Here is a 20,418-nt window from a genome sequence, read left to right as displayed (position 1 = left end):
AGCTATGGGCGAATTCGATGATATCAATATGAAATTCCAGGAATTAGAAGATGGTCGATATATTGTAAGGATTGAAGGCTTCAAACGGGAAAAAACCATTCATCAAACAAAGCCCATTCGTTGGGATTTGAAATTAATGAATGAAAGTCCGCTAATCTTGCCGGTGAAATTCAGTCATATCGAAACGAATGCCGGTTTTCAGATCCTGATGCGCGAATTGAAGAGTTTAGGTTTTTCAAAGCCGCGCTCCGCAAAAGAATTTGAAGAAGTGATGGCTGATTTACTTGGGTCCATCGTTGAAGTGAGCCTTACCACGACAAATAAGGAAGAAGGATATCGGGAAATTCGTTTTTTACGGAGATTGTATTAGTTGACTTGCTTGGTGAAAAACCTTCGGTAGCCTGACACCTTTGAATAATAGGAAAGTGGCCTTCAAATGTTCATTCAATTGAAGGCCACTTTTTTTTCGGTTACTTTTTAGCTAAGAAAGCTTCAATACGGTCCAAAGCCTTTTCAAGGGTTTCCATGGAATAGGCATAAGATATTCTGAAATACCCTTCGCCAAGCGGAGAGAAGGCATCTCCAGGGACCACTGCGACTTTTTCCTGTTGGACAAGCTTGAGGCAAAAATCAAGGGAAGAGGCATAGCCTTCGGGCAGCTTAATAAAGAAGTAAAAGGCACCATTTGGTTTGACTATTTCCAGTTCCATCGCTTGTAAGCGGCTGTATACGTATTCCCTTCTCCGGGCATACTCATTCTTCATTGGAATGGCATCATCCATGCCTGCCGTCAATGCTGCCAAGGCAGCTCTCTGCGATATGGAGGCGGCACAAGTCACATTGTATTGATGAACCTTCAGGATATGCTGAGAGATGGCTACAGGTGCAAACAGAAGGCCTATCCTCCACCCGGTCATGGAATGGGACTTGGACAATCCGTTCAGGACGATGGTTTGTTCTTTTAGGAAGGTGGCAATCGAAACATGTTCCTGATCGAATACCAGTTCACTGTATATCTCATCTGCCAATATGAATATGTCCTTGTCCCTTACAAGTTCGGCAATGTCCATTAATTCTTCGGCAGATAAGGTAACCCCGGTCGGATTCGATGGATAGGGCAGAACGATGCACCGTGTATGATCAGTTATGTACTTTTCAATTATATCTGCAGTCAAACGAAATCCATTTTTTGTGGTATCGGCATAAACAGGTGTTGCACCGCACATCTTAATGATGGGTTCATATCCTGGATACACCGGACCGGGTAATATCACTTCGTTCCCTGGGATGAGAATCGTCCGAAAGGTAATGTCTATGCCTTCGCTGGCACCAGAAGTCACTAGGACTTCATTCGCCGGATCATAGGTAAGGTTGTATTTATCCTTTACATATTTTGAAGCGGCTTCTCTTAATTCCAGATAACCGGCATTGTGAGTATAAACGGTGTAGTCATTATCGATGGCTTGTTTTGCCACTTCTTTAATATGCATTGGTGTTGGAAAGTCAGGCTGTCCAATCGTTAAGGAAATGGTGCCTTCGATATCAGCGACCATATTGTAGAATTTACGGATTCCCGATATTTGAACGTCTTTTACTAGAGGGTTTATTAAATGCTCCATCTATGAATATCCTCCCTTATCTAACTACATGGATTATGTACTATGTTTGACTCATTCATTCTATTTTATCATTTTGTTTGGGTGGGGGAGAAAACTTTTTAAGATTAATGAATTAAAGGTATAATGGATGATAAGAAAATTTTGAGGATTGATACATTTGATAAGGACTTGCGCCATTACTTCTAATCAAGAAATCAGTTTTGATTTACCGTTAACGGAAATGAATAATCCGGATATCGAGTGGTTCTGGGTGGATTTTTCCAACCCCACAAACAAGGAAATCGAACTTTTATCCAATCATTTTCACTTTCACCCGCTGGCCATTGAAGACTGCCTGGATGATTTTAATCAACGTCCCAAAATGGATTTTTATGAGGGGTATCAATTTCTAGTGATTCACGCTCTGAGGGAGAAGGTATTTAAAGCAGTTGAATTGGATATGTTCGTTGGTGAAAAATGGATAGTCAGTTTTCATAAGGAAGAGATGCTTGAACTGGAAAGGGTACGGGAAGAAATTGCTGGTAATAAAATGTTGAAGCAAAGTCCCTTTTTCTTGATGCATAGGATAATTGATAGGATCGTCGATGAATTCTTCCCACCTGTTTATAAAATTGAAAGCGAATTGGGCAGCATTGAGGAAAATACTGAAAATGACACGATTAACGAATTGATGGATCAGCTTTTCGATTTACGTACAGATATGTCCAGGCTCCGTCGGACCATATTGCCGATGCGGGATTTATTGTACAGAATGATTTCATCAGAGCGGCTGAATTACTTGAAAGATCAGCACCTTTATTTTAATGATGTGTACGATCATCTTCTTAAATTGACTGAAATGCTTGAATCCTATCGGGATTTTTCTTCCGATATCCGTGATAGTTATTTATCCGTGAACTCCAATAATATGAATTCAACGATGATGACATTGACTGTCATCACTACCATTTTCATGCCGCTGACCTTCATAGTGGGCGTATATGGGATGAATTTTGAATATATGCCGGAATTAAATTGGCATTATGGCTATTTCCTCATTCTTGGAATGATGGGCGGAATTGCCTTGATGATGTTTTTATTCTTTGTTAAAAAGGGTTGGCTCAATCCAAAGAATAGGTCACGGAAGAGATGAACTGAGCCAAATGAGCCTGATATTCTAGTTTCAGGTTAGGAATTGGGGATATGCCGCATACTGTTGCATGGCGGGAATATCATCGCGGGGCAGTACTTTTTGAATGGAGCGAAGATGGAAAATGGGCGATCATTCATTTTAATCGGAACGACCATCCTCATGCTTTCCCCTAAATGCGAATAGGGTTTAGGGGAAAGCCTATCAGGTCTGCTTATATCCATGTCAGTTATATCATGGAGCGGGTTATGTCGAAGAGACAGGCTCTTTACTTATCAATAGGATGGCCGGGATGGCAGTGGTGAAAAATGAATCTGAAAAAAAGGGGAACCCTGATGGGCCCCTTTTTAGTTTGGCTTCAATAGATCCTCATCACTTCCTGGTCCTTTTTTTATCTGTGCTCTAAATAAAAGAAATATTTAACCGAATTATTAGGTAGGAGTTCATTGATAAAACCATGAACTTTTTCGTGGAATTATGAAATGAAAAAGTAAGAGAAGGGCGAGATGACACAATGGAAGCACATAAAGGAATATTACTGGAAAGCGGAACGAATGAGCTTGAGATAGTGGAATTCGGTCTTGGAAAGAATAAATTCGGCATAAATGTAATCAAGGTGAAGGAAATCATTAATCCTGTCCCCATCACGCTTGTCCCCCATTCCCATCCAAATGTGGAGGGAATCATTGAACTTCGTGGAGAAGTCCTGCCAGTTGTGAATGTGGCGGATGCTTTAGGATTTCCGCCATCTGAAACTCCTGGGCAGGATAAATTCATAGTGGCTGAATTCAATCAGCAAAAAGTGGTTCTCCATGTCCATACCGTAACACAGATCCACCGTATTTCCTGGTCCCAAATCGAAAAGCCTTCGAATATGTATCAAGGCCTTGAAAGTCAGATTATCGGAGTAATAAAATTAAATAGTGAAATGTTACTGTTGCTCGATTTTGAAAAAATAGTGGTCGAAATCAATCCAGAATCTGGAATAAACATCCAACAGGTGAAAAAGCTTGGTACCCGGCAAAATTCAGACAAGAGAATCCTGATTGCAGAAGATTCTCCATTACTGAGAAAATTGCTTTTTGATACATTGTCAGAAGCTGGATTCAAGTGCTTGGAGTTTTATGAAAATGGACTTGATGCATTTAATTATCTGGAGAATTTAATTGAATCAGGAAAAGTGGTTGAAGAAGAAGTGCATCTTGTGATTACCGATATTGAGATGCCTCAAATGGATGGCCATCATTTGACTAGAAGAATAAAGGAAAACGGGGAACTCGCTGGGTTGCCGGTGATTATTTTCTCTTCTTTGATTACTGAAAGCCTTCGTCATAAAGGTCAGGTAGTAGGGGCTGACGCTCAAATCAGCAAGCCTGAAATTGCAGAGCTTATAAAGTTGATAGACAGATTGGTATTATGAATGTGAAACGGGCCGATGAGGCGTTACCTCATGGCCCGTTTGGTTTATCAATGATTAATACTTGGAACCTTTTCCTAAAAAGGAGGATGGGAACGGATTGTGAAAAGGTTGCTTGACCGACCCACGACCGTGAGCCCTTTTCTCGGTGTTCGTATTGTTCGGTTGTTTTTCACCTGCTTGTCCAACGTAAGATTGCAGGATCTGTTTTGCCTTGGATAATGACAACGCGGCTTTTGGGTTCCGTATGGAAGCTGCCCGGCTGCCCAGGTGGGGTAGTTTTTTCAAATCTTCCTTTGTGGGAGGCAAATGAAAAACATATGATCCGCATTCGACAATGACGTCGGATTGTTGTGCTGCAAAGCGAGGGTTATCAGAGAAGTGAAGTCCAATCTTCTTCGCTTTTCCTTCTTGCATAAGCTTGCTTAATGCGAGCCGTTTTAAATGATATAAATTTTTGGGCTCCAATGCAGTCTTTGCATGTTTATTGACGATAAACACGGCTTGGGCAAGGGAGTTTATCGAAAACTCATCCCTTTCAGAATGTCCTTTCGTTTGGTTCATTGCGGAAACTCCTTTTCTTAATGAGGTTAGAAGGACGTTACAAACAGACTTCCTTCAGTATAAAACCCGTTTATATATATTGGTTGAAATAGAGACGTGTGTGCAACCAGGCAGAAAATAGTGAAAAAATACTGCATGTACATCTCTAGGGTATGACCATCATTTCCCAACACTTTACCATCTATTCATTTTCATATTATACCACTTCAAAATATATAGGGAAGTAAAATTCAATCCGACGCCTTTTGGTCCAAAAAAAGAAGGCGTTCATGTCGCCTTCTGTCCAACCCTTATTGAGTGTATATATTGATATTTTCAGATACCCCGGCCTGTGCGCCGACTTGTTGCTGGTAACCCTGAAAGCCTTGATAAGCAGGGTACGGTGGATAAGCAGGGTAAGCAGGGTAAGGAGGGTAAGCGGGAGGGTATGGAGGAGGATATGGATAGACAGGTGGACGGTTATTGAATAGCAACGGTCCAATTGCCAATCCTGCAACAAAAGCTACAGGCGCCAATAGCGGAAAGAAAGGAAAGAAGCGCTCGTCATTCCAATATTCAGGTCCATATTCATTCCCGAATGCATTTCTGTAATCGTTCTGCATCATAATGGTATGCGGATAGTGGTAGTAAGGAAAATACTGTGTTTGCATAATTTGCCTCCTTTTCTCAAATTCTTTACATAGTATGGATTTTTTTAAGAAAAGAGCCTGTTTCATCTTAATCTGTTATAATGAATCTACTTATGAGAAAAATTTGGGGGGACCTTGATGGATCGGTTTAAAAGCATTTTTGCAGTCGGTTTTGGAGGAGCGGCCGGAGCGATATTGCGATATTGCGTAATCTTGAATGCTGGCCATTCCTTCTTTCCGTTTGGAACCCTCTTAATAAATATAGTAGGCAGCTTTTTACTTGGAATGATCAATGGCTATTTCGCCACGAAAAAGAAATCGCTTGTTTTTTTAGCTCTGGGCAGCGGGTTTTGCGGCGGATTCACCACGATGTCCACATTTTCCCAAGAAGTGGTGGAGCTACTGCAGACTTCCCTGGCATTGGCGGGACTGTATATTGGTGCCACGCTTTTTTTGGGTTTGGTTGCTGGTTTCTTCGGACTGGGCCTTTTTAATAGACGGAGAGGTGAGTCCCTTTGATTGAGGTCCTTTCAGTTTTTATAGGAGGCTTTTTTGGAGCAGCCTCAAGATATATCTTGCAAATTATTTTTAATAAGCTATTGCCGGCCGTCTCGATCCCCATGAGCATTTTACTGATTAACCTTATAGGTTCCTTTGGGCTCGGAATGGCGTTGCCACAGAAAGAAAGCTGGGCCGTATCTTTGCATGTTTTTCTGACAATAGGTTTCCTGGGTGCTTTTACGACCTTTTCAACATTCAGCATGGAAACACTTGAACTTATTAAGAAACACCGTTATATAGATAGCCTTATCTATATAACGGTGTCTGTTTTAGGGTGTATCGGAACTTTCCTGTGCGGCTATTTAAGTATGGTATAACCTTTATGGCAATTGCCATTTGGTACTGGTAAAAAAAACCTGGTTTTCTCAAATATACTTCTAATGCTATAATTCATAGGAGTCCATTACACATGATTTATGGCAACAAGTCATTCGCACAGGTTTTTTTAAAAAGTCTGGCTGTTTTCCCCTGTATTCATTTCCTATCATTTTTCGGATTGGAATTCGTAAACAGTCAACTCCGGACGTGAAAGAAAACGATATGGGAGACGGGTAGTGCCTAGCCCTCTATTAACATGCAACGTTAATGAATCGAGTTCATACGTGCCTTCCCGATACTTTTCAGCGTATGGGGGAGTTACAAGGGCACCTGCAAAGGGGATTTGTACTTGACCTCCGTGACTGTGGCCGCTTATTTGATACTGAATGTCATAAGTCCTTGATATGTCGGCAAGGTCAGGGGCATGCGAAAGCATAATGGTGAACACTTCTTCAGGGATTCCAACTAGTGCTTTTTCAAAATCCGGTTTTCCTAGCATGGCATCATCAACCCCGGCAATGACTATTTCTTCAGCCGTTATTAAGGTAATCTTAGTTGAGGTATTTTGCAACATGGTAAAATTGGATTTCTCCATGATATCGCTGTAAATTTCTGAGCCATATCCCCCATGATCATGGTTACCGTAGATGCTGAATTTTCCAAGTGGCGCTTTGAGCTGATTTAAAACGAGGGGGATTCTTTGGTAATCCTTGTATTCATTAGGATGGTCCATCAAATCTCCGGTAAATAAAATAACATCAGGGTCCAGCTGGTTTATCTTATTGACAATTGCTTGTAAATCTTTAAGCTGAAATTGAAAGCCTAAATGGGTATCACTGAATTGGACCATTTTCATGCCATGAAAACCTTTTGGGATAAGCGGATGGCTGATGATTTTATGCTTGATTTCCAACCATTTCGGCTCCAGATTATGGGCATAATAGTTTCCGCCAATACCTAAACCGGTTATGGTAGCCAATGTACCAAGACTTTTCTTTAAGAATGTTCTTCTGGATATGGGTTTATTCAAATTAATCAACCTATCTAATATAAAAATGTTACTTCCTCATACTAACAAACAATATACATAAAATGAAGAAAATATCTTCTATGGGCATATGAAAAACATGTAAACTGGGGTTTGATGAAACCGTATCCGGTTTGAAATTGAACATCTATACGGAGGTAACATGATGACCGAACCAATGTTTATTACACTGATTATACTTCTATGCGCGATTGCGCTTTTTATACAAGGGAAATTCCGAGCAGATTTAATTGCACTTAGTGCACTATCCATTCTGGGTTTACTGGGGATTCTTACATTGGATGAACTGGTGGCCGGTTTTGCGAATCAGGTGGTCATCATGCTGGCCGGGCTATTTATAGTCGGTGCCGGCCTGTTGAATACAGGAATCGTGGAAAAGGCAGGAAATAAGTTGTTGGGGTTATGTGGGGGCAGTGAATGGAAATCGCTGCTTATCGTCATGCTGACAGCAGGCATATTAAGTGCCTTTTTAAGCGGAACAGGAATAGTTTCCCTGCTGCTTCCGCTCGTTATGAGCATGGCCCTAAAACAAAAAACAAGTCCGACAAGGTATTTATTGCCACTTGCCTATGCAAGCAGTATTGGAGGGCTATTAACACTGACAGGTACTCCCTCCAATATGATCGTTGCTGATGAGTTACGGCAAAACGGAATAGGGACATTAGAATTTTTTGACTTTACACCAGTGGGCTTGGTCGCCTTTGCGGCAGGATTATTCTTCATGTTGACTCTCGGACGCCTGTTGCTGCCCGAGAAGACGATTGCCGCGAACAATAGTGTCAAGGGGCTGTCGGCAGGGGAGCTTGCAGGGATGTACAAAGTATATGACAGATTGCATTACCTGCATATACCCGCTACTTCGGATATTGTTGGAGAAAGACTATCTGACCTCCAGCTTCCTATTCAGTATGAATTGACTTTAATCGAAATCCAACGGAAGACAAAGGATAAGCAATTACCGCTGTTGCAAAGACAGCAGACGATTTCAGCAAGGGCGGATGAGGTTCTTCATCCTGAAGATATCATTTTGGTGTTTGGTGAAGAAGAAGCAGTTGAGAGATTGGCACTTAACTATGAACTGGAGTTTAAACATTTCAATACCGAACAAATCAAGAAACATTTTCTTAGCAGTAGATTTGGATTGACAGAAATATTGATCGTCCCGAACTCGGATTATGAAAATCAAACCTTGATAGATGTGCATTTTCGTGAGAAATACCAATGCAATGTACTTGCAATCAATCGGAATGGTGAATATATTCAAGCCGATGTCGGAACGGAACGCCTTAAACCGGGGGATGCAATCCTGATACATGGGGAATGGGAGAACATCGAGAGGATTTCCTCGGATTTACAGGATGTCATCGTCATTGGAAGTACATCGGAAGACGGCTCTCCGGTCAACTCCAAAGGCAAAGCATGGATTGCCTTGGGAATCACTGTATTGATGGTCATTCTATTATCGATGGAGTCCGTCCCTGCCGTACTATCGGTATTGACGGCCGCATTGTTGATGGTGATCACTGGCTGTGTCCGTTCGGTGGAGGATGCTTACCAAAAGATCAACTGGGAACCTGTTCTTTTGATAGCCGCCATGTTCGGAATAACGGCTGCATTGGATAATACGGGCGGAGTGAGGATGATAAGTGACTGGCTGGCCGTTTTATTCAGTAATATCGGGGCACACGGCATATTAGCGGTCTTTTACCTCCTGACACTGATCCTGAGCCAATTCATCCCGTATGGGGCCGCGACGGTAATCATGACGCCAATTGCACTGACATCTGCGGTGAACCAAGGCATCGATCCCCTTCCTGTGTTTATATGCCTTGCCATTGCTGGCAGTTTGGCGTTATCGACTCCAAGGGTTGCCACTACCAACGCGCTTGTCATGACGGCAGGTGATTACAAGCATAAAGATTTTATCATGATCGGGATATCGATACAGATCTTCATTGGTGTTATCATGGTGATCACGATACCATGGTTCTTCCCTTTTTGATAAGTAATTAAGCATTGTTCCATTTATGGACAATGCTTTTTCAATGTTTTTTTCTAATGGATTGGATAAATGTGGTGCTGAAAAAAGAGTTATGCAGTAGGAATTAAAATTATTTATTATCAAGGCAAGAAACTAATGGTATAATTTTGGCATATTGGTGTTTTCGTAATTAGGGGGAAGATGCATCATGGATACAGAAAAGATATTAAAGAATTTAGACAGGGTGACACCATTCTTTCAACCGATTTTCAGTGCAGATCAACATCAGGTAATCGGGTATGAAATTCTAGGGCGCTATGAGGAACAATCGGAATATAAGAGCCTTGGCCCTTTTTTTCACGATTCCGAAGTACCGGAAGAGTATAGGGTGGAAGTGGATAACTACGTACTTGAAATTGCACTTGAGAGAATAAAAGACTACGGTGAAGATTTTCTTATCTTTATCAACAGAGATCCTAATTTGCTTATGCTGGATCATGGCGAAGAATTCATGGAAATTTTACATCGTCATTTTCAACCGGAGGAAATGCACCGGATCGTGCTGGAATTATCAGACACGATCAGTCCGGAAAATTTGGATCCTTTGCAGCATGTACTTGCTTACTTTAGAACATATGGGATTAAGATAGCTTTAGATCATTTAGGACAAGATACGCAATTGGACCGAATCGCACAGATTTCTCCGAATATTTTAAAAGTTAACCTGGACCAGCTTCGCATTGCAGGAGGGGATGCCTATCAGGTCATCCTGTTTTCTCTAAGCATGCTTGCGCGAAAAATCGGCGCCAATTTACTATTTGAGAACATTGAATCCGAATACCAGCTTCGTTTTGCTTGGAAGAATGGGGGACGATATTATCAAGGGTATTTTTTGGCGAAACCGGAAGGCGAATTCATTAATAAAGATTTACTTCGTGAAAAATTCCATCAAGAATGTCAATCCTTCATTTCTTTAGAGACCAAGAAGCTTGAAGCCGTTTATCAAAAAACTTTGCAATTCAACGAGAATATGCAAAATTTCTTAAAACAGCAAAAGCGGAACGGCTCCCATGAAGAGTTTCTTGGTATTTTGGCGAAAAAGATGGATTCCGTATGTTTTCGGCTTTATATTTGTGATGAAGAGGGGTATCAAAAATCTCCCAATATCCTACATAAAGACGGGCAATGGTTAGTCCAACCCAGTTATATGAATAAAAATTGGAGCTGGAGACCTTATTTTCTCGAAAATATCGTAAAGATGCGCAATGAGAAAAAAGGAAGACTATCCGATTTATACAGTGATATCGAAACAGGGGAAACGATACGGACCTTTTCATATCCCCTGAATAATAAGGAATACATTTTTTGTGATCTTTCCTATAGTTATTTATATGAAAATGAAGCACTATTATAAAAAACGATTCATGAATATAATTGCTTTAAATGTGTAACGATAAGCAGAAATGATGCGCTTGGAGGAGACATATTTGAGCACGTACATCTGGATTTTAATCATAATCGTTACACTCATGGCATTATATCTGCTCTTTTATACTTATTCTGTCGCAAGGGCACAGAAAGTGAAGGCCAGATATGATTCGACTATCGATGATTCTGTTAAAGAACATCCTTATTTAAAGAACCCGGTATTCGTTTCTCTTTTCGTCGGGACGATTTTGGTTGCCGGTTTTATTTTTTACTATGCATTTCGATAATTGTGAGAAGGAGATTTCAATATCATGAAATCTCCTTTTTTATTGTGAAGAATGGACAATGGTATCAGGGTATTCCGGAGAATTTTATTTTTTAGTTTGGCTTTGATTTTGACGGGTATTGAAAGGCATAGGCAAAAATAAGAAACATTATGAGAAATTCTATAACAAGGAGATGATTGTAATGAGGAAATATCTAGTTGCATGTCTTGCCAGTGCCCTTTTATTTTTAAGTGGAGGATACACAACTTCAGCGGAGGGCTTACATAGAGAAGAAGTACTATCTTTAGTACAGGATGCCATGGAGAATCAAGGTTCGATCAGTGAGGAAGTCCGTACTAAGGAAGCGATTGAAGGGAAACTGGATAAACATTTCTCGGGCGATTTCATCAAGAAATTTGTCAAAGCGAATGTAGTGAAAGTCGATGGCGGTTATACGGCATTTGGATCGGATTTCGCTCCGTATTACATCCCTTTTTTCAGTTACGACAAGAATACGGAAATTGTATATGGGAAAAAAGGTGATGTCATTTATGTTCAGGAGGAATTCCAGGACAGTGGGGACGGACCGGTATCGATGGAAAAACATGTTGAATCAGTTACTTTGAAAAAGGAAAATGGCGTTTGGAAGGTAATGGATGTAAAGTATGAAAGTGAAAAAATGAAAGAATGAAAGTACTTCATAGTAGAAAAATATGGAGCTGAAAGTAGAAGTCTAGAGAAGGTCACAGCCTTCTCTAGACTTTTTTTATATGTTCAGTTCTTTTTTTATTTCGTCCAATTCAAAACCAACAATGGCTTTCCCATTGATGACGACCGTTGGTGTGGAATAGGCGCTGTATTTATTCGTTAATTCTTTTCGAGCCTGTCCATCTGCTTTAATATCCTTTTCTTTGTAAACGATATTATTATCATCAAAAAACATTTTCATGATTTTGCAGGGAGGGCAATCAGGTTGGGTATATAGCGTAACGTCTTTCATTTCAATCCTCCAAGTATGATTTAGGTAAGTTTATTTTTTCATTATAGAGGATGGCAATACATTTGAATAGGAAAACACCCCTAGTACCCTTTTACTTTCCTTTTTCCTGCTTGACCAGATAGTCTATCAATCCCATGGAACAAACGTTCAGGTCCATTGCGATGATTTCAAAAACAGGATGATCTGTGGTGATTCCTTTTTCGCCTAAATGAAAGGCGACTTCCGTGAAAATATTTTTACTGGTCGCTGCCACTCGTTCTTCAAAGCTTGCATATTCCCTGAATGCCGATTTGGCAGTCGTGACGAATTTAGGCAACCAGTAATGAAGTTGTTTATACACTTCCTTAGGGTTTTCGGAAATCCCATAATGGCCAAAATATATACGTTCGACACCGATGCTTTCATACAATTCCGCTGCTGCAAGCATCGCTTCGGGGTTAAATTGGTTAGGCGATGTTGAAGGTAAGTAAAATTCCAGACCTTCTTCATCGAGTTCACGATAATAGATCCCTACGGTGTCACCTGAAAACATCCCCTTCGAAACCGAATCGAATATGCTTAAATGATGGTTTGCGTGTCCGGGAGTGTCATAAAAGGTCAACTTTGAATCATCACTTGTTTGAAGGGATTCCCGACCATGTTTAATCAGCATTCTTTCAAACGGAATAGGTAAAATCGGGTCGAAAAGCTTGTTGAACTCTTCACCATAGACTGCTTTGGCCCCAGCGATCAAACGGGTTGGATCTTCTAGATGACGTGCACCTTTTGGATGGACGATCACTTTGGCGTTCGGGCAATGCTGTAAAAAAAGTCCAGCTCCACCTGCATGGTCTAAATGAATATGGGTAAGAATGATATATGTAATATCTTCGAGGGCGATTCCCAAAAGTTCGAGCCCCTTCATTAAGTGGGGGATGGAAGGGCTGGCGGAAGTTTCGACTAAGGTGATGTCTTCATCGGCAATTACATATGTACCTGTTCGATTTCTTCTATCCAAATCAAAACCATCAATCAATGAAATGCGATAACCAAGTTCACTAATGTTTTGCAACAGAATCTACCCCCAAAAAATTTTTCATGTACAAAATCCATTCCTTATTTTATTCTGTTAATAGTGCCATGTAAAGAATGAAGTTTTAAATTTTCTGAATTTATTTCAGCGTGGCTACTGGATAGAAAAGTATGGTATAGTGAAACCTATCGAAAAGGTTTTATTCAGAAAGGAGAGGGAGTATGTCTCAATTACAGGGCATCCTTACCAGATTGAAAAGTCTTCAAGAGCAAGCGAAGGAATCTGAATCTGCTCAACGTTTTTTTGAAATAGATGGTGTGAAAAAGTGCCAGGTTACATATTTCAGCAAAACAGAAATGTTCGAGCTTGAAGTATACAGTGATAAAGGGAAATCATCCAAATATCAATTCGATAATATTGATATGATTACCATTGAAATCTTTGATCTTCTTCAATCTTAAATAATCACGAAAAGCCGCCTCCTTTGAAGCGGCTTTTTTATTGTGAATGAAGCAGTGAAATTTACACATCTTATTAATTGGAGGGATGTAAAATGAAAAATCCAATGGTAATATGCCCAGCATGCGGTGAGGAAAGAGAAATGGAAAATGTATTAACAGCACAATCCAACCAAAATGTGATTTATCAATGCCCGGAATGCGGTTTTAAACAGGTTAACATCAAAACTAGTAAAGGCTAAATATCACTTGCGGAAATCCCGCCGTTTGGGATTTTATTGTCTAGGAATGAGCCTTTTCTGCTTACATATGTTAAACTATAGAAAGAGCTGTATATAAAAACATATGGTAAGGGGTTTTAACATGATCGGTACTCATGATGGGGATTTATTGGAATCCAGCGTTAAAGACTTAATGATTTCTTCTGAACGCGTGGCCCACGTGCAGGTAACCAATAATTTAGAACATGCACTATTGGTATTAACAAAGAGCGGTTATACGGCCATTCCTGTGTTAGATCCGATGTATAAACTGCATGGTTTAATTAGCACACCAGTCATTCTTGATTCAATCTTGGGACTGGAACGAATTGAATTTGATAATCTTGAGAATAAAAAAGTTTCCGAAATAATGAATATAGAAATACCTCGCCTGCATATTGAAGATACATTGACCAAGGGTGTGGAATTATTGATTGATCATCCTTTTGTCTGTGTGGAGAATGACGAACATGTATTTGAAGGTATCTTAACAAGAAGAGCAATCCTGAAAAAGGTATTTAAACAAAATCCACCCGATAAATAAGCAAGGCTTAAAATGGTTAACCTCAAGACTCGCCAGTTGGCGAGTTTTCTTGTTTTTACATATTTGATCCTGCTAGTGGTAAAGTCTATAAACAGTTAGGGTCTATTAGGGGAGGATGCTGAAATTGGACCAAGAAGTGAATAGTGGTAAGGTGCAGAATAGAAAATTGAAACGTCCCTTCATATTAGCTTCCATCATGTTGGCTATGTTTATGAATGCAATTGAAGGAACGATCGTTTCGACGGCAATGCCTGCCATTGTAAGTGATTTAGGCGGTTTTTCACTTTACAGCTGGGTGTTTTCAGGTTATTTGCTAATGAACGCGGTAACAGTCTTGATATATGGAAAGCTATCGGATATTCTCGGGAGAAAACCTGTTTTATTATTTGGAATCATTGTCTTCCTAATTGGCTCCCTTCTTTGCGGTTTTGCGGATTCCATGACTGAACTCATCATATATCGCTTTATACAAGGTTTTGGTGCGGGGGCTGTAGCTCCTGTAGCTTCGACAATTGTTGGTGATATTTATAAAAATGAAGAGAGGGCACGCGTTCAAGGGTATCTTTCGAGCGTGTGGGGCATTTCGGCTGTCATGGGGCCAGCTTTGGGCGGCTTGCTCGTTGAATCCCTGACTTGGAAGCTTGTTTTCTGGGTAAATATCCCTTTGGGCCTATTGTCTTTTATTGGAATCTGGTTTTTCCTTCATGAAAATATCGAAAAGAAAAAACGTGATATCGATTACCTAGGTGCAACGCTATTGACGTTATCCATATCCACCCTTATGGTGATACTCGTAGAAGGAGGAGTGAAATGGTCATGGGCTTCAGCTCCGGTCATATCCTTGGCATCATTGGCCACCATCACCTTCATCTTATTCATCCTTCAGGAAAAGAAAGCGGCCGAACCGATGATGCCATTTGAAATTTGGCAGGAGCGTTCCATTCTGATTGCCAATCTTGTTTCCCTGACGACAGGGGTGATGATGATCGGATTATCAAGCTTCCTTCCGACATTCGTTCAGGGTGTGATGGAACGCTCGCCTACGGTAGCTGGTTTTACATTGACAGCCATGTCAATTGGCTGGCCGATTGCATCAATGGTCTCTGGCAGGTTATTGATGAAAATAGGATTCAAATCAACCTCCCTCCTTGGAGGATGTTCATTGATCGTTGGGAGCTTGATCCTAGTGTGGATGAAGCCGGAAGCCGGGCCTCTTATTGCTGCCATGGGATCCTTCTTCGTCGGTGTAGGCATGGGCTTGACCTCTACCTCATTCATTGTCGTCATTCAAAAAAACGTCATCTGGGAACGAAGGGGCATTGCGACAGCTTCCAATATGTTCATGCGTAATTTGGGAAATACTGTTGGAGCTGCATTACTTGGAGGAATCATGAATATGAGGCTCCAAGCCTACTTGAACGAGCATGCTCCAGCCGGCTCGGGAGTGACGATAGATACGGCAAATAAACTGTTGAACAGTGAAGAACGCAGGGCACTTCCTGAAAATGTGGTAAATGTTTTACAGGAAGGACTTACATTGTCATTACAGACGATTTATCTCATTGTCCTAGTCTTCTCTGTAATTAGCTTCCTGTTACTTACGAGACTAAGAAAGAATAAGGAGGCATAGAAAAAAGGCAGACTCTTTAAATGGAGTTTGCCTTTGTATTTATGGAAATGCGACTCTGATGACCAATTGAATCAACAATGCGATCGTCACCAAATGTAAAATGAATTTCAATTGTCGAGTGGAGATTTTTTGTGCCACACGCAAGGCCAGCTGTGATCCGATAAAGGAACCGATCGTGTAATAAATGGCAATGCCCCATGCAATGTTACCGGCAATGAAATAGGTAATGAATGCAGCTGTACAGTTTATGAAAGTTTGGAATCTAGTAAAGGCCAGGGATTGAAGGTAAGTGGCACCATTTCTCAAAAAGGTATACATGAGCATGGTTGCCTGACCGGGTCCGAACATTCCGTCATAGACACTGATTCCGAATAGGGATGGATAAACTTTTTTGGTAGATGCCAATCCGATTCATCGGAAGGTTGCGGTTTATTTACGGAATTCATGATCAAAGCGACACTTAAGAGACAGATGGCTAACAAATTCATTGCCTTCTCAGAGAATGAATAGCAAGCAGGCCACCACAAAAGCCACCGCAAAGGGCAAATGGGATTAACTGCAGGGCATCCTTCAATTTTATCTGTTTTTTCTTGAATAAAATACAAAAGCTGGAAAAAGAAGAAAACATATTGGAAAATTTGACCTAACCGATCACCTGGTGAATGGGTAAACCTATCAAAAGAAGCGATGGCATTCCGATAAGGCCGCCGCTCCCTGCCAATGTGCCGACAAAGGATGCTGCAAAACTGATGACAAGCAGTAAAATGATCGTCAAAGGATATTCACTCCGTTCTTTTCTCTTGTATTATAAGCCGACTTTGTTGATAATAAAATTTGAATAAATTAAATCATCATGATAAGAATTGATTATCAAGAGGTTGGTGTGTATGTCATTTTCAGAATTTCATTTATTATCCGTGCTTGCTCAGGAAATGAATATGAGAAAAGCAGCTGAGCGGTTGTTCGTTTCCCAGCCGGCTTTATCACAGCGTTTACAATCCATAGAAAAAGATTGGGGCTCGAAACTGTTTTTGCGTTCACAAAAAGGGCTGTCACTGACGCCAGCAGGTGAAGCGGTAATTCGTTTGGCCAATGAGGTTATCGAAAAAGAAGAAAAGGTCAGGGAAAGCATTCAAGCTATGGACCATGAAGTATATGGGACTTTGAAAATAGCCTGTGCTTCGATTGTCGGTCAAAATTGGCTCCCGCAAGTATTGAAAAAGTTCGTTCAAAAATATCCGTATGCCAAAATTTCCTTAATCACTGGCTGGAGCAGTGAGATTTTAAAGTCTTTGTATGAAGGACAGGTGCATATTGGCATCATAAGGGGAGCCCCGGATTGGAAAGGGGTAAAACAACATTTATTTACGGATATGCTTTATTTGGTGGATACTGAAATGAAGGAACTGAATCAAGTGTTCGAAACGGACCGGCCATTCATTCAGTTTAAAAGCGATTCGAATTATTATCAGGAAATCCAGGACTGGTGGCATCGGCAATTTAAAACGACACCAAAAAACACCATTGTCGTGGATCAAATCGAAACATGCAAACAAATGGTGTTCAATGGAATTGGATATGCAATCCTGCCAGCCATCACTTTACATGATAAAGATACGAATGTTTTTAAAATCCCTCTTTTGGATGGGCATAACCACTCAATCGAAAGGGATACATGGCTTTGCGGCTATGAATCTGCCTTCCAGTTAAAACAAGTGCAAGCATTCACGGAAGTGGTGAAGGAGCATATACGCGACAAAGGAATGTTATAGGTCCCCTGACGAAAATGTCAATAGGGGAGAATAATATATAAGAATGACATTCAACTTGTCTTGCCGGCAGTTGTCTGGTAAATTTAAAACGAGTAATGATACATATTTAGGAGGTTTACCCGGAATGAATAAAATGGATGCAAATGAAATTATTTCTTTTATCTCAAATAGTAAAAAATCTACACCTGTAAAGGTATATGTCAAAGGTGATTTAGAAGGCTTGGATTTTGGTTCAGCTTCTAAAACTTTCATAACTGGAAATACAGGTGTTGTATTCGGTGAGTGGTCTGAAGTCGAAGAAGCAATCAAGGCAGCAGGAACAAAAATCGAGGATTATGTAGTTGAAAATGATCGCCGTAACTCTGCTATTCCTTTATTGGACCTTAAAGGCATCAAAGCCCGTATCGAGCCTGGCGCAATAATCCGTGACCAAGTATCCATTGGAGACAACGCAGTCATCATGATGGGTGCATCAATCAATATCGGTTCTGTCATCGGTGAAGGCACAATGATCGACATGAACGCAATATTGGGCGGTCGTGCAACAGTGGGTAAAAACTGTCACGTAGGCGCAGGTGCCGTTTTAGCAGGTGTCATCGAGCCGCCTTCCGCACAACCGGTCATTTTGGAAGATGATGTTTTAATCGGAGCCAATGCGGTCGTTCTTGAAGGTGTTAAAATCGGTCAAGGTTCAGTTGTGGCGGCTGGTGCAGTTGTAACGAAAGACATTCCTCCTTACTCCGTTGCTGCTGGTATCCCAGCGAGGGTCATTAAACAAATTGACGAAAAAACAAAATCAAAAACAGAAATCATGCAAGAACTTCGTCAACTTTAATTTCTTAAGTGAATATTGCCTGAAGCGTGGATAAATATATCCACGCTTTCTGTATAGGAGGAAATAATGTGAAAATAAATCATTTTGCCGAGATCCGGCGTGATTTGCATCAAATACCGGAGATAGGATTCAAAGAATTCAAGACACAGCAGTATCTACTGAATTACATAACGAAATTGTCCCGGGAGCGAATGGAAATAGAAACTTGGCGGACTGGGATATTCGTGAAATTGAGGGGAATGAACCCCCGAAAAACGATTGGCTACCGGGCTGATATTGACGGTCTTCCGATAAAAGAGGAAACCGGATTGCCGTTCGCATCCACCCACGAGGAATATATGCATGCCTGCGGTCATGATTTTCATATGAGCATAGGTTTGGGATTATTGACGTATTTCACCGAAAATCCGATCGATGATGACTTGCTATTCATCTTCCAGCCTGCAGAAGAGGGACCTGGCGGAGCTGAACCGATGCTTAAATCGGAAACGATGGAAAAATGGAAGCCGGATATGATTCTTGCTTTACATATTGCTCCTGAGTACCCAGTTGGGACGATTGCCGTCAAAGAAGGGCTTCTATTTGCCAACACATCTGAATTATTCATCGATTTGAGGGGGAAAGGAGGCCATGCAGCCTATCCGCATGAAACAAAGGACATGGTCATTGCGGCTTGTTCGCTTGTAGGGCAGCTGCAAACAATCGTTTCCAGGAATGTCAATCCACTTGATTCAGCTGTCATTACGATTGGGAAAATTACTGGAGGCACCGTTCAAAATATTATTGCGGAGACAGCGCGGTTAGAAGGTACAATACGGACCCTTAACCCCGAATCGATGGTAAAGGTCAAATCAAGAATAAAAGCGCTTGTGGATGGCATACAAGTGGGATATGAGTGCTTGGCTGAAATCGACTATGGCGCGATGTATCACCAGGTGTATAATGAAGAACGGTTGACCCGGGAATTCATGGAATTTACTGAGGAATCAACTGCTGTTCATTTGCATCGCTGTACGGAAGCGATGACTGGTGAAGATTTTGGTTATATGTTAAAGGAGATTCCAGGATTCATGTTCTGGCTGGGGGTTTCATCAGATTACGGATTGCACCACGCTAAGTTAAGTCCGGATGAAACTGCGATTGAACTCGCGATCAATCACTTAACGGACTATATAACGTTTAAAGGAAGCGGAGCGTAAAAATGTTCTTCAGTATAGAACATGAACATGCTCTACAGAAAGAACGAATGACGTTGGAGGGCTTATTGTGAAAAAAGAATTTGCGGTGATTGGACTTGGCCGTTTTGGCGGCAGCATAGTCAAGACATTAGCTGAAGAAGGTTTAGGGGTTCTGGCTATCGATGCTGACGAAGATCGAGTGAATGAATTTGCCAGAATAGCTTCGCATGCCGTAGTAGGGGATACGACAGATGAAAATGTACTGAGAAACATAGGAATTCGGAATTTTGATCACGTCATTGTAGCGATTGGCGAGAATATCCAAGCTAGTATATTGACGACGCTCATGCTTAAGGAATTGGGTGTCGGGAATGTTACGGTTAAAGCGCAAAATGATTATCATGAGAAGGTTCTTCGTAAAATCGGGGCAGACCATGTCGTGCACCCCGAACGGGATATGGGGAGAAGGATCGCCCATAATATCGTCTCCAATAATATTCTGGATTATTTGGAGCTTTCTGATGAACACTCCATCGTCGAAATTGTTGCAAGCCAAAAGATGAATGGGAACTCGATATTCGACCTTGATATCCGTGCTCATTATGGGCTGAATATAGTCGCGATCAAAAGAGGGAACGAAATAAATGTCTCCCCCCAGGCGAGCGATTTAATTCATAAAGGTGATATATTGATCGTCATCGGCGCGGATTCGGACATCAATCGCTTTGAAAAAAAAATCGTGGAATAAGCAGGCATTGCCCAATTCCGG

General features: G+C 41.0%; 25 protein-coding genes. 17 read left to right on the top strand and 8 right to left on the bottom strand.

Annotated elements, in window-relative coordinates; all coding sequences use genetic code 11:
* Positions 1-4: 4 nt before the first annotated feature.
* Positions 5-370, top strand: coding sequence for a hypothetical protein (locus tag ACQKNS_RS05705; RefSeq protein WP_034314117.1), 366 nt, complete (start codon positions 5-7; stop codon positions 368-370).
* A gap of 100 nt (positions 371-470) precedes the next feature.
* On the opposite strand, the gene ACQKNS_RS05700 is transcribed toward ACQKNS_RS05705, so the two are convergent.
* The gene (locus ACQKNS_RS05700) at positions 471-1,619 is read right to left on the bottom strand and encodes an aminotransferase A (protein WP_427641565.1); all 1,149 of its coding nucleotides are present in this window, start codon (positions 1,617-1,619) and stop codon (positions 471-473) included.
* Positions 1,620-1,776: 157 nt separating this feature from the next.
* Between ACQKNS_RS05700 and corA the strand changes: the two genes are divergently transcribed.
* Positions 1,777-2,751 carry a magnesium/cobalt transporter CorA gene (gene corA, locus ACQKNS_RS05695; RefSeq protein ID WP_427641564.1) on the top strand — a complete coding sequence of 325 codons (975 nt, stop codon included), beginning with the start codon at positions 1,777-1,779 and terminating at the stop codon, positions 2,749-2,751.
* 511 nt (positions 2,752-3,262) lie between these two features.
* Entirely contained in the window at positions 3,263-4,168 is a 906-nt protein-coding gene (locus ACQKNS_RS05690; protein WP_427641563.1) for a chemotaxis protein, read from the top strand.
* Positions 4,169-4,222: 54 nt separating this feature from the next.
* Here ACQKNS_RS05690 and ACQKNS_RS05685 read toward each other — a convergent pair whose 3' ends face one another.
* On the bottom strand, positions 4,223-4,729 hold the full coding sequence (locus ACQKNS_RS05685; protein ID WP_427641562.1) for a YkyB family protein: 507 nt from the start codon (positions 4,727-4,729) through the stop codon (positions 4,223-4,225).
* A 290-nt stretch (positions 4,730-5,019) separates the two neighbouring features.
* A complete protein-coding gene (locus tag ACQKNS_RS05680) occupies positions 5,020-5,379 on the bottom strand; it encodes a hypothetical protein (protein ID WP_427641561.1) in 360 nt (119 codons plus the stop codon).
* 117 nt (positions 5,380-5,496) lie between these two features.
* On the opposite strand from ACQKNS_RS05680, the gene ACQKNS_RS05675 reads away from it, so the two are divergent.
* On the top strand, positions 5,497-5,877 hold the full coding sequence (locus ACQKNS_RS05675; protein WP_427641560.1) for a fluoride efflux transporter FluC: 381 nt from the start codon (positions 5,497-5,499) through the stop codon (positions 5,875-5,877).
* Positions 5,874-6,236 (top strand): fluoride efflux transporter CrcB, encoded by a 363-nt coding sequence (crcB, locus tag ACQKNS_RS05670; protein WP_427641559.1) that lies wholly within the window; start codon positions 5,874-5,876, stop codon positions 6,234-6,236. Before ACQKNS_RS05675 ends, crcB begins: the two co-directional genes overlap by 4 nt.
* A gap of 167 nt (positions 6,237-6,403) precedes the next feature.
* Here crcB and ACQKNS_RS05665 read toward each other — a convergent pair whose 3' ends face one another.
* Positions 6,404-7,267 (bottom strand): metallophosphoesterase, encoded by an 864-nt coding sequence (locus ACQKNS_RS05665; RefSeq protein ID WP_427641558.1) that lies wholly within the window; start codon positions 7,265-7,267, stop codon positions 6,404-6,406.
* 163 nt (positions 7,268-7,430) lie between these two features.
* Here ACQKNS_RS05665 and ACQKNS_RS05660 point away from each other — a divergent pair, with 163 nt between their 5' ends.
* The 4 genes from ACQKNS_RS05660 (at position 7,431) to ACQKNS_RS05645 (ending at position 11,651) form a co-directional block, all read left to right on the top strand.
* Positions 7,431-9,287: an SLC13 family permease gene (locus ACQKNS_RS05660; protein ID WP_427641557.1), complete on the top strand. Its 1,857-nt coding sequence runs from the start codon at positions 7,431-7,433 to the stop codon at positions 9,285-9,287.
* A gap of 187 nt (positions 9,288-9,474) precedes the next feature.
* Positions 9,475-10,680 (top strand): EAL-associated domain-containing protein, encoded by a 1,206-nt coding sequence (locus tag ACQKNS_RS05655; protein WP_427641556.1) that lies wholly within the window; start codon positions 9,475-9,477, stop codon positions 10,678-10,680.
* Between the two features lie 73 nt (positions 10,681-10,753).
* Complete coding sequence (locus ACQKNS_RS05650; protein WP_427641555.1) at positions 10,754-10,981, top strand: hypothetical protein; 228 nt, start codon at positions 10,754-10,756, stop codon at positions 10,979-10,981.
* 181 nt (positions 10,982-11,162) lie between these two features.
* Complete coding sequence (locus ACQKNS_RS05645; protein WP_427641554.1) at positions 11,163-11,651, top strand: DUF3993 domain-containing protein; 489 nt, start codon at positions 11,163-11,165, stop codon at positions 11,649-11,651.
* A gap of 75 nt (positions 11,652-11,726) precedes the next feature.
* Here ACQKNS_RS05645 and ACQKNS_RS05640 read toward each other — a convergent pair whose 3' ends face one another.
* The gene (locus ACQKNS_RS05640) at positions 11,727-11,960 is read right to left on the bottom strand and encodes a glutaredoxin family protein (protein ID WP_427641553.1); all 234 of its coding nucleotides are present in this window, start codon (positions 11,958-11,960) and stop codon (positions 11,727-11,729) included.
* A 91-nt stretch (positions 11,961-12,051) separates the two neighbouring features.
* Positions 12,052-13,011 (bottom strand): MBL fold metallo-hydrolase, encoded by a 960-nt coding sequence (locus ACQKNS_RS05635; protein WP_427641552.1) that lies wholly within the window; start codon positions 13,009-13,011, stop codon positions 12,052-12,054.
* 182 nt (positions 13,012-13,193) lie between these two features.
* Between ACQKNS_RS05635 and ACQKNS_RS05630 the strand changes: the two genes are divergently transcribed.
* The 4 genes from ACQKNS_RS05630 to ACQKNS_RS05615 all read left to right on the top strand — a co-directional run bounded on the left by ACQKNS_RS05630 (position 13,194) and on the right by ACQKNS_RS05615 (position 15,864).
* Complete coding sequence (locus tag ACQKNS_RS05630; protein ID WP_034314086.1) at positions 13,194-13,433, top strand: YkuJ family protein; 240 nt, start codon at positions 13,194-13,196, stop codon at positions 13,431-13,433.
* A gap of 92 nt (positions 13,434-13,525) precedes the next feature.
* Positions 13,526-13,672 (top strand): hypothetical protein, encoded by a 147-nt coding sequence (locus tag ACQKNS_RS05625; protein ID WP_202190634.1) that lies wholly within the window; start codon positions 13,526-13,528, stop codon positions 13,670-13,672.
* 121 nt (positions 13,673-13,793) lie between these two features.
* On the top strand, positions 13,794-14,234 hold the full coding sequence (gene cbpB, locus ACQKNS_RS05620; RefSeq protein ID WP_427641551.1) for a cyclic-di-AMP-binding protein CbpB: 441 nt from the start codon (positions 13,794-13,796) through the stop codon (positions 14,232-14,234).
* A gap of 115 nt (positions 14,235-14,349) precedes the next feature.
* The gene (locus ACQKNS_RS05615; protein ID WP_427641550.1) at positions 14,350-15,864 is read left to right on the top strand and encodes an MDR family MFS transporter; all 1,515 of its coding nucleotides are present in this window, start codon (positions 14,350-14,352) and stop codon (positions 15,862-15,864) included.
* Between the two features lie 39 nt (positions 15,865-15,903).
* On the opposite strand, the gene ACQKNS_RS05610 is transcribed toward ACQKNS_RS05615, so the two are convergent.
* Together ACQKNS_RS05610 and ACQKNS_RS05605 are read right to left on the bottom strand one after the other, a co-directional pair.
* The gene (locus tag ACQKNS_RS05610) at positions 15,904-16,269 is read right to left on the bottom strand and encodes a sulfite exporter TauE/SafE family protein (protein WP_427641549.1); all 366 of its coding nucleotides are present in this window, start codon (positions 16,267-16,269) and stop codon (positions 15,904-15,906) included.
* A 238-nt stretch (positions 16,270-16,507) separates the two neighbouring features.
* Entirely contained in the window at positions 16,508-16,639 is a 132-nt protein-coding gene (locus ACQKNS_RS05605) for a hypothetical protein (protein WP_427641548.1), read from the bottom strand.
* A gap of 112 nt (positions 16,640-16,751) precedes the next feature.
* On the opposite strand from ACQKNS_RS05605, the gene ACQKNS_RS05600 reads away from it, so the two are divergent.
* From ACQKNS_RS05600 to ACQKNS_RS05585, 4 genes are all read left to right on the top strand, one after another.
* Positions 16,752-17,636: a LysR family transcriptional regulator gene (locus ACQKNS_RS05600; RefSeq protein WP_427641547.1), complete on the top strand. Its 885-nt coding sequence runs from the start codon at positions 16,752-16,754 to the stop codon at positions 17,634-17,636.
* Positions 17,637-17,760: 124 nt separating this feature from the next.
* Complete coding sequence (gene dapD / locus ACQKNS_RS05595) at positions 17,761-18,471, top strand: 2,3,4,5-tetrahydropyridine-2,6-dicarboxylate N-acetyltransferase (protein ID WP_427641546.1); 711 nt, start codon at positions 17,761-17,763, stop codon at positions 18,469-18,471.
* Between the two features lie 74 nt (positions 18,472-18,545).
* Complete coding sequence (locus ACQKNS_RS05590) at positions 18,546-19,670, top strand: N-acetyldiaminopimelate deacetylase (RefSeq protein WP_427642141.1); 1,125 nt, start codon at positions 18,546-18,548, stop codon at positions 19,668-19,670.
* 67 nt (positions 19,671-19,737) lie between these two features.
* A complete protein-coding gene (locus ACQKNS_RS05585; protein WP_427641545.1) occupies positions 19,738-20,397 on the top strand; it encodes a potassium channel family protein in 660 nt (219 codons plus the stop codon).
* The last annotated feature ends 21 nt before the right edge of the window (positions 20,398-20,418 follow it).

This window comes from Peribacillus sp. NPDC094092 (assembly GCF_050279365.1).
GTDB lineage: Bacteria > Bacillota > Bacilli > Bacillales > DSM-1321 > Peribacillus.
This window is presented reverse-complemented; position numbering and strand designations above follow the sequence as displayed.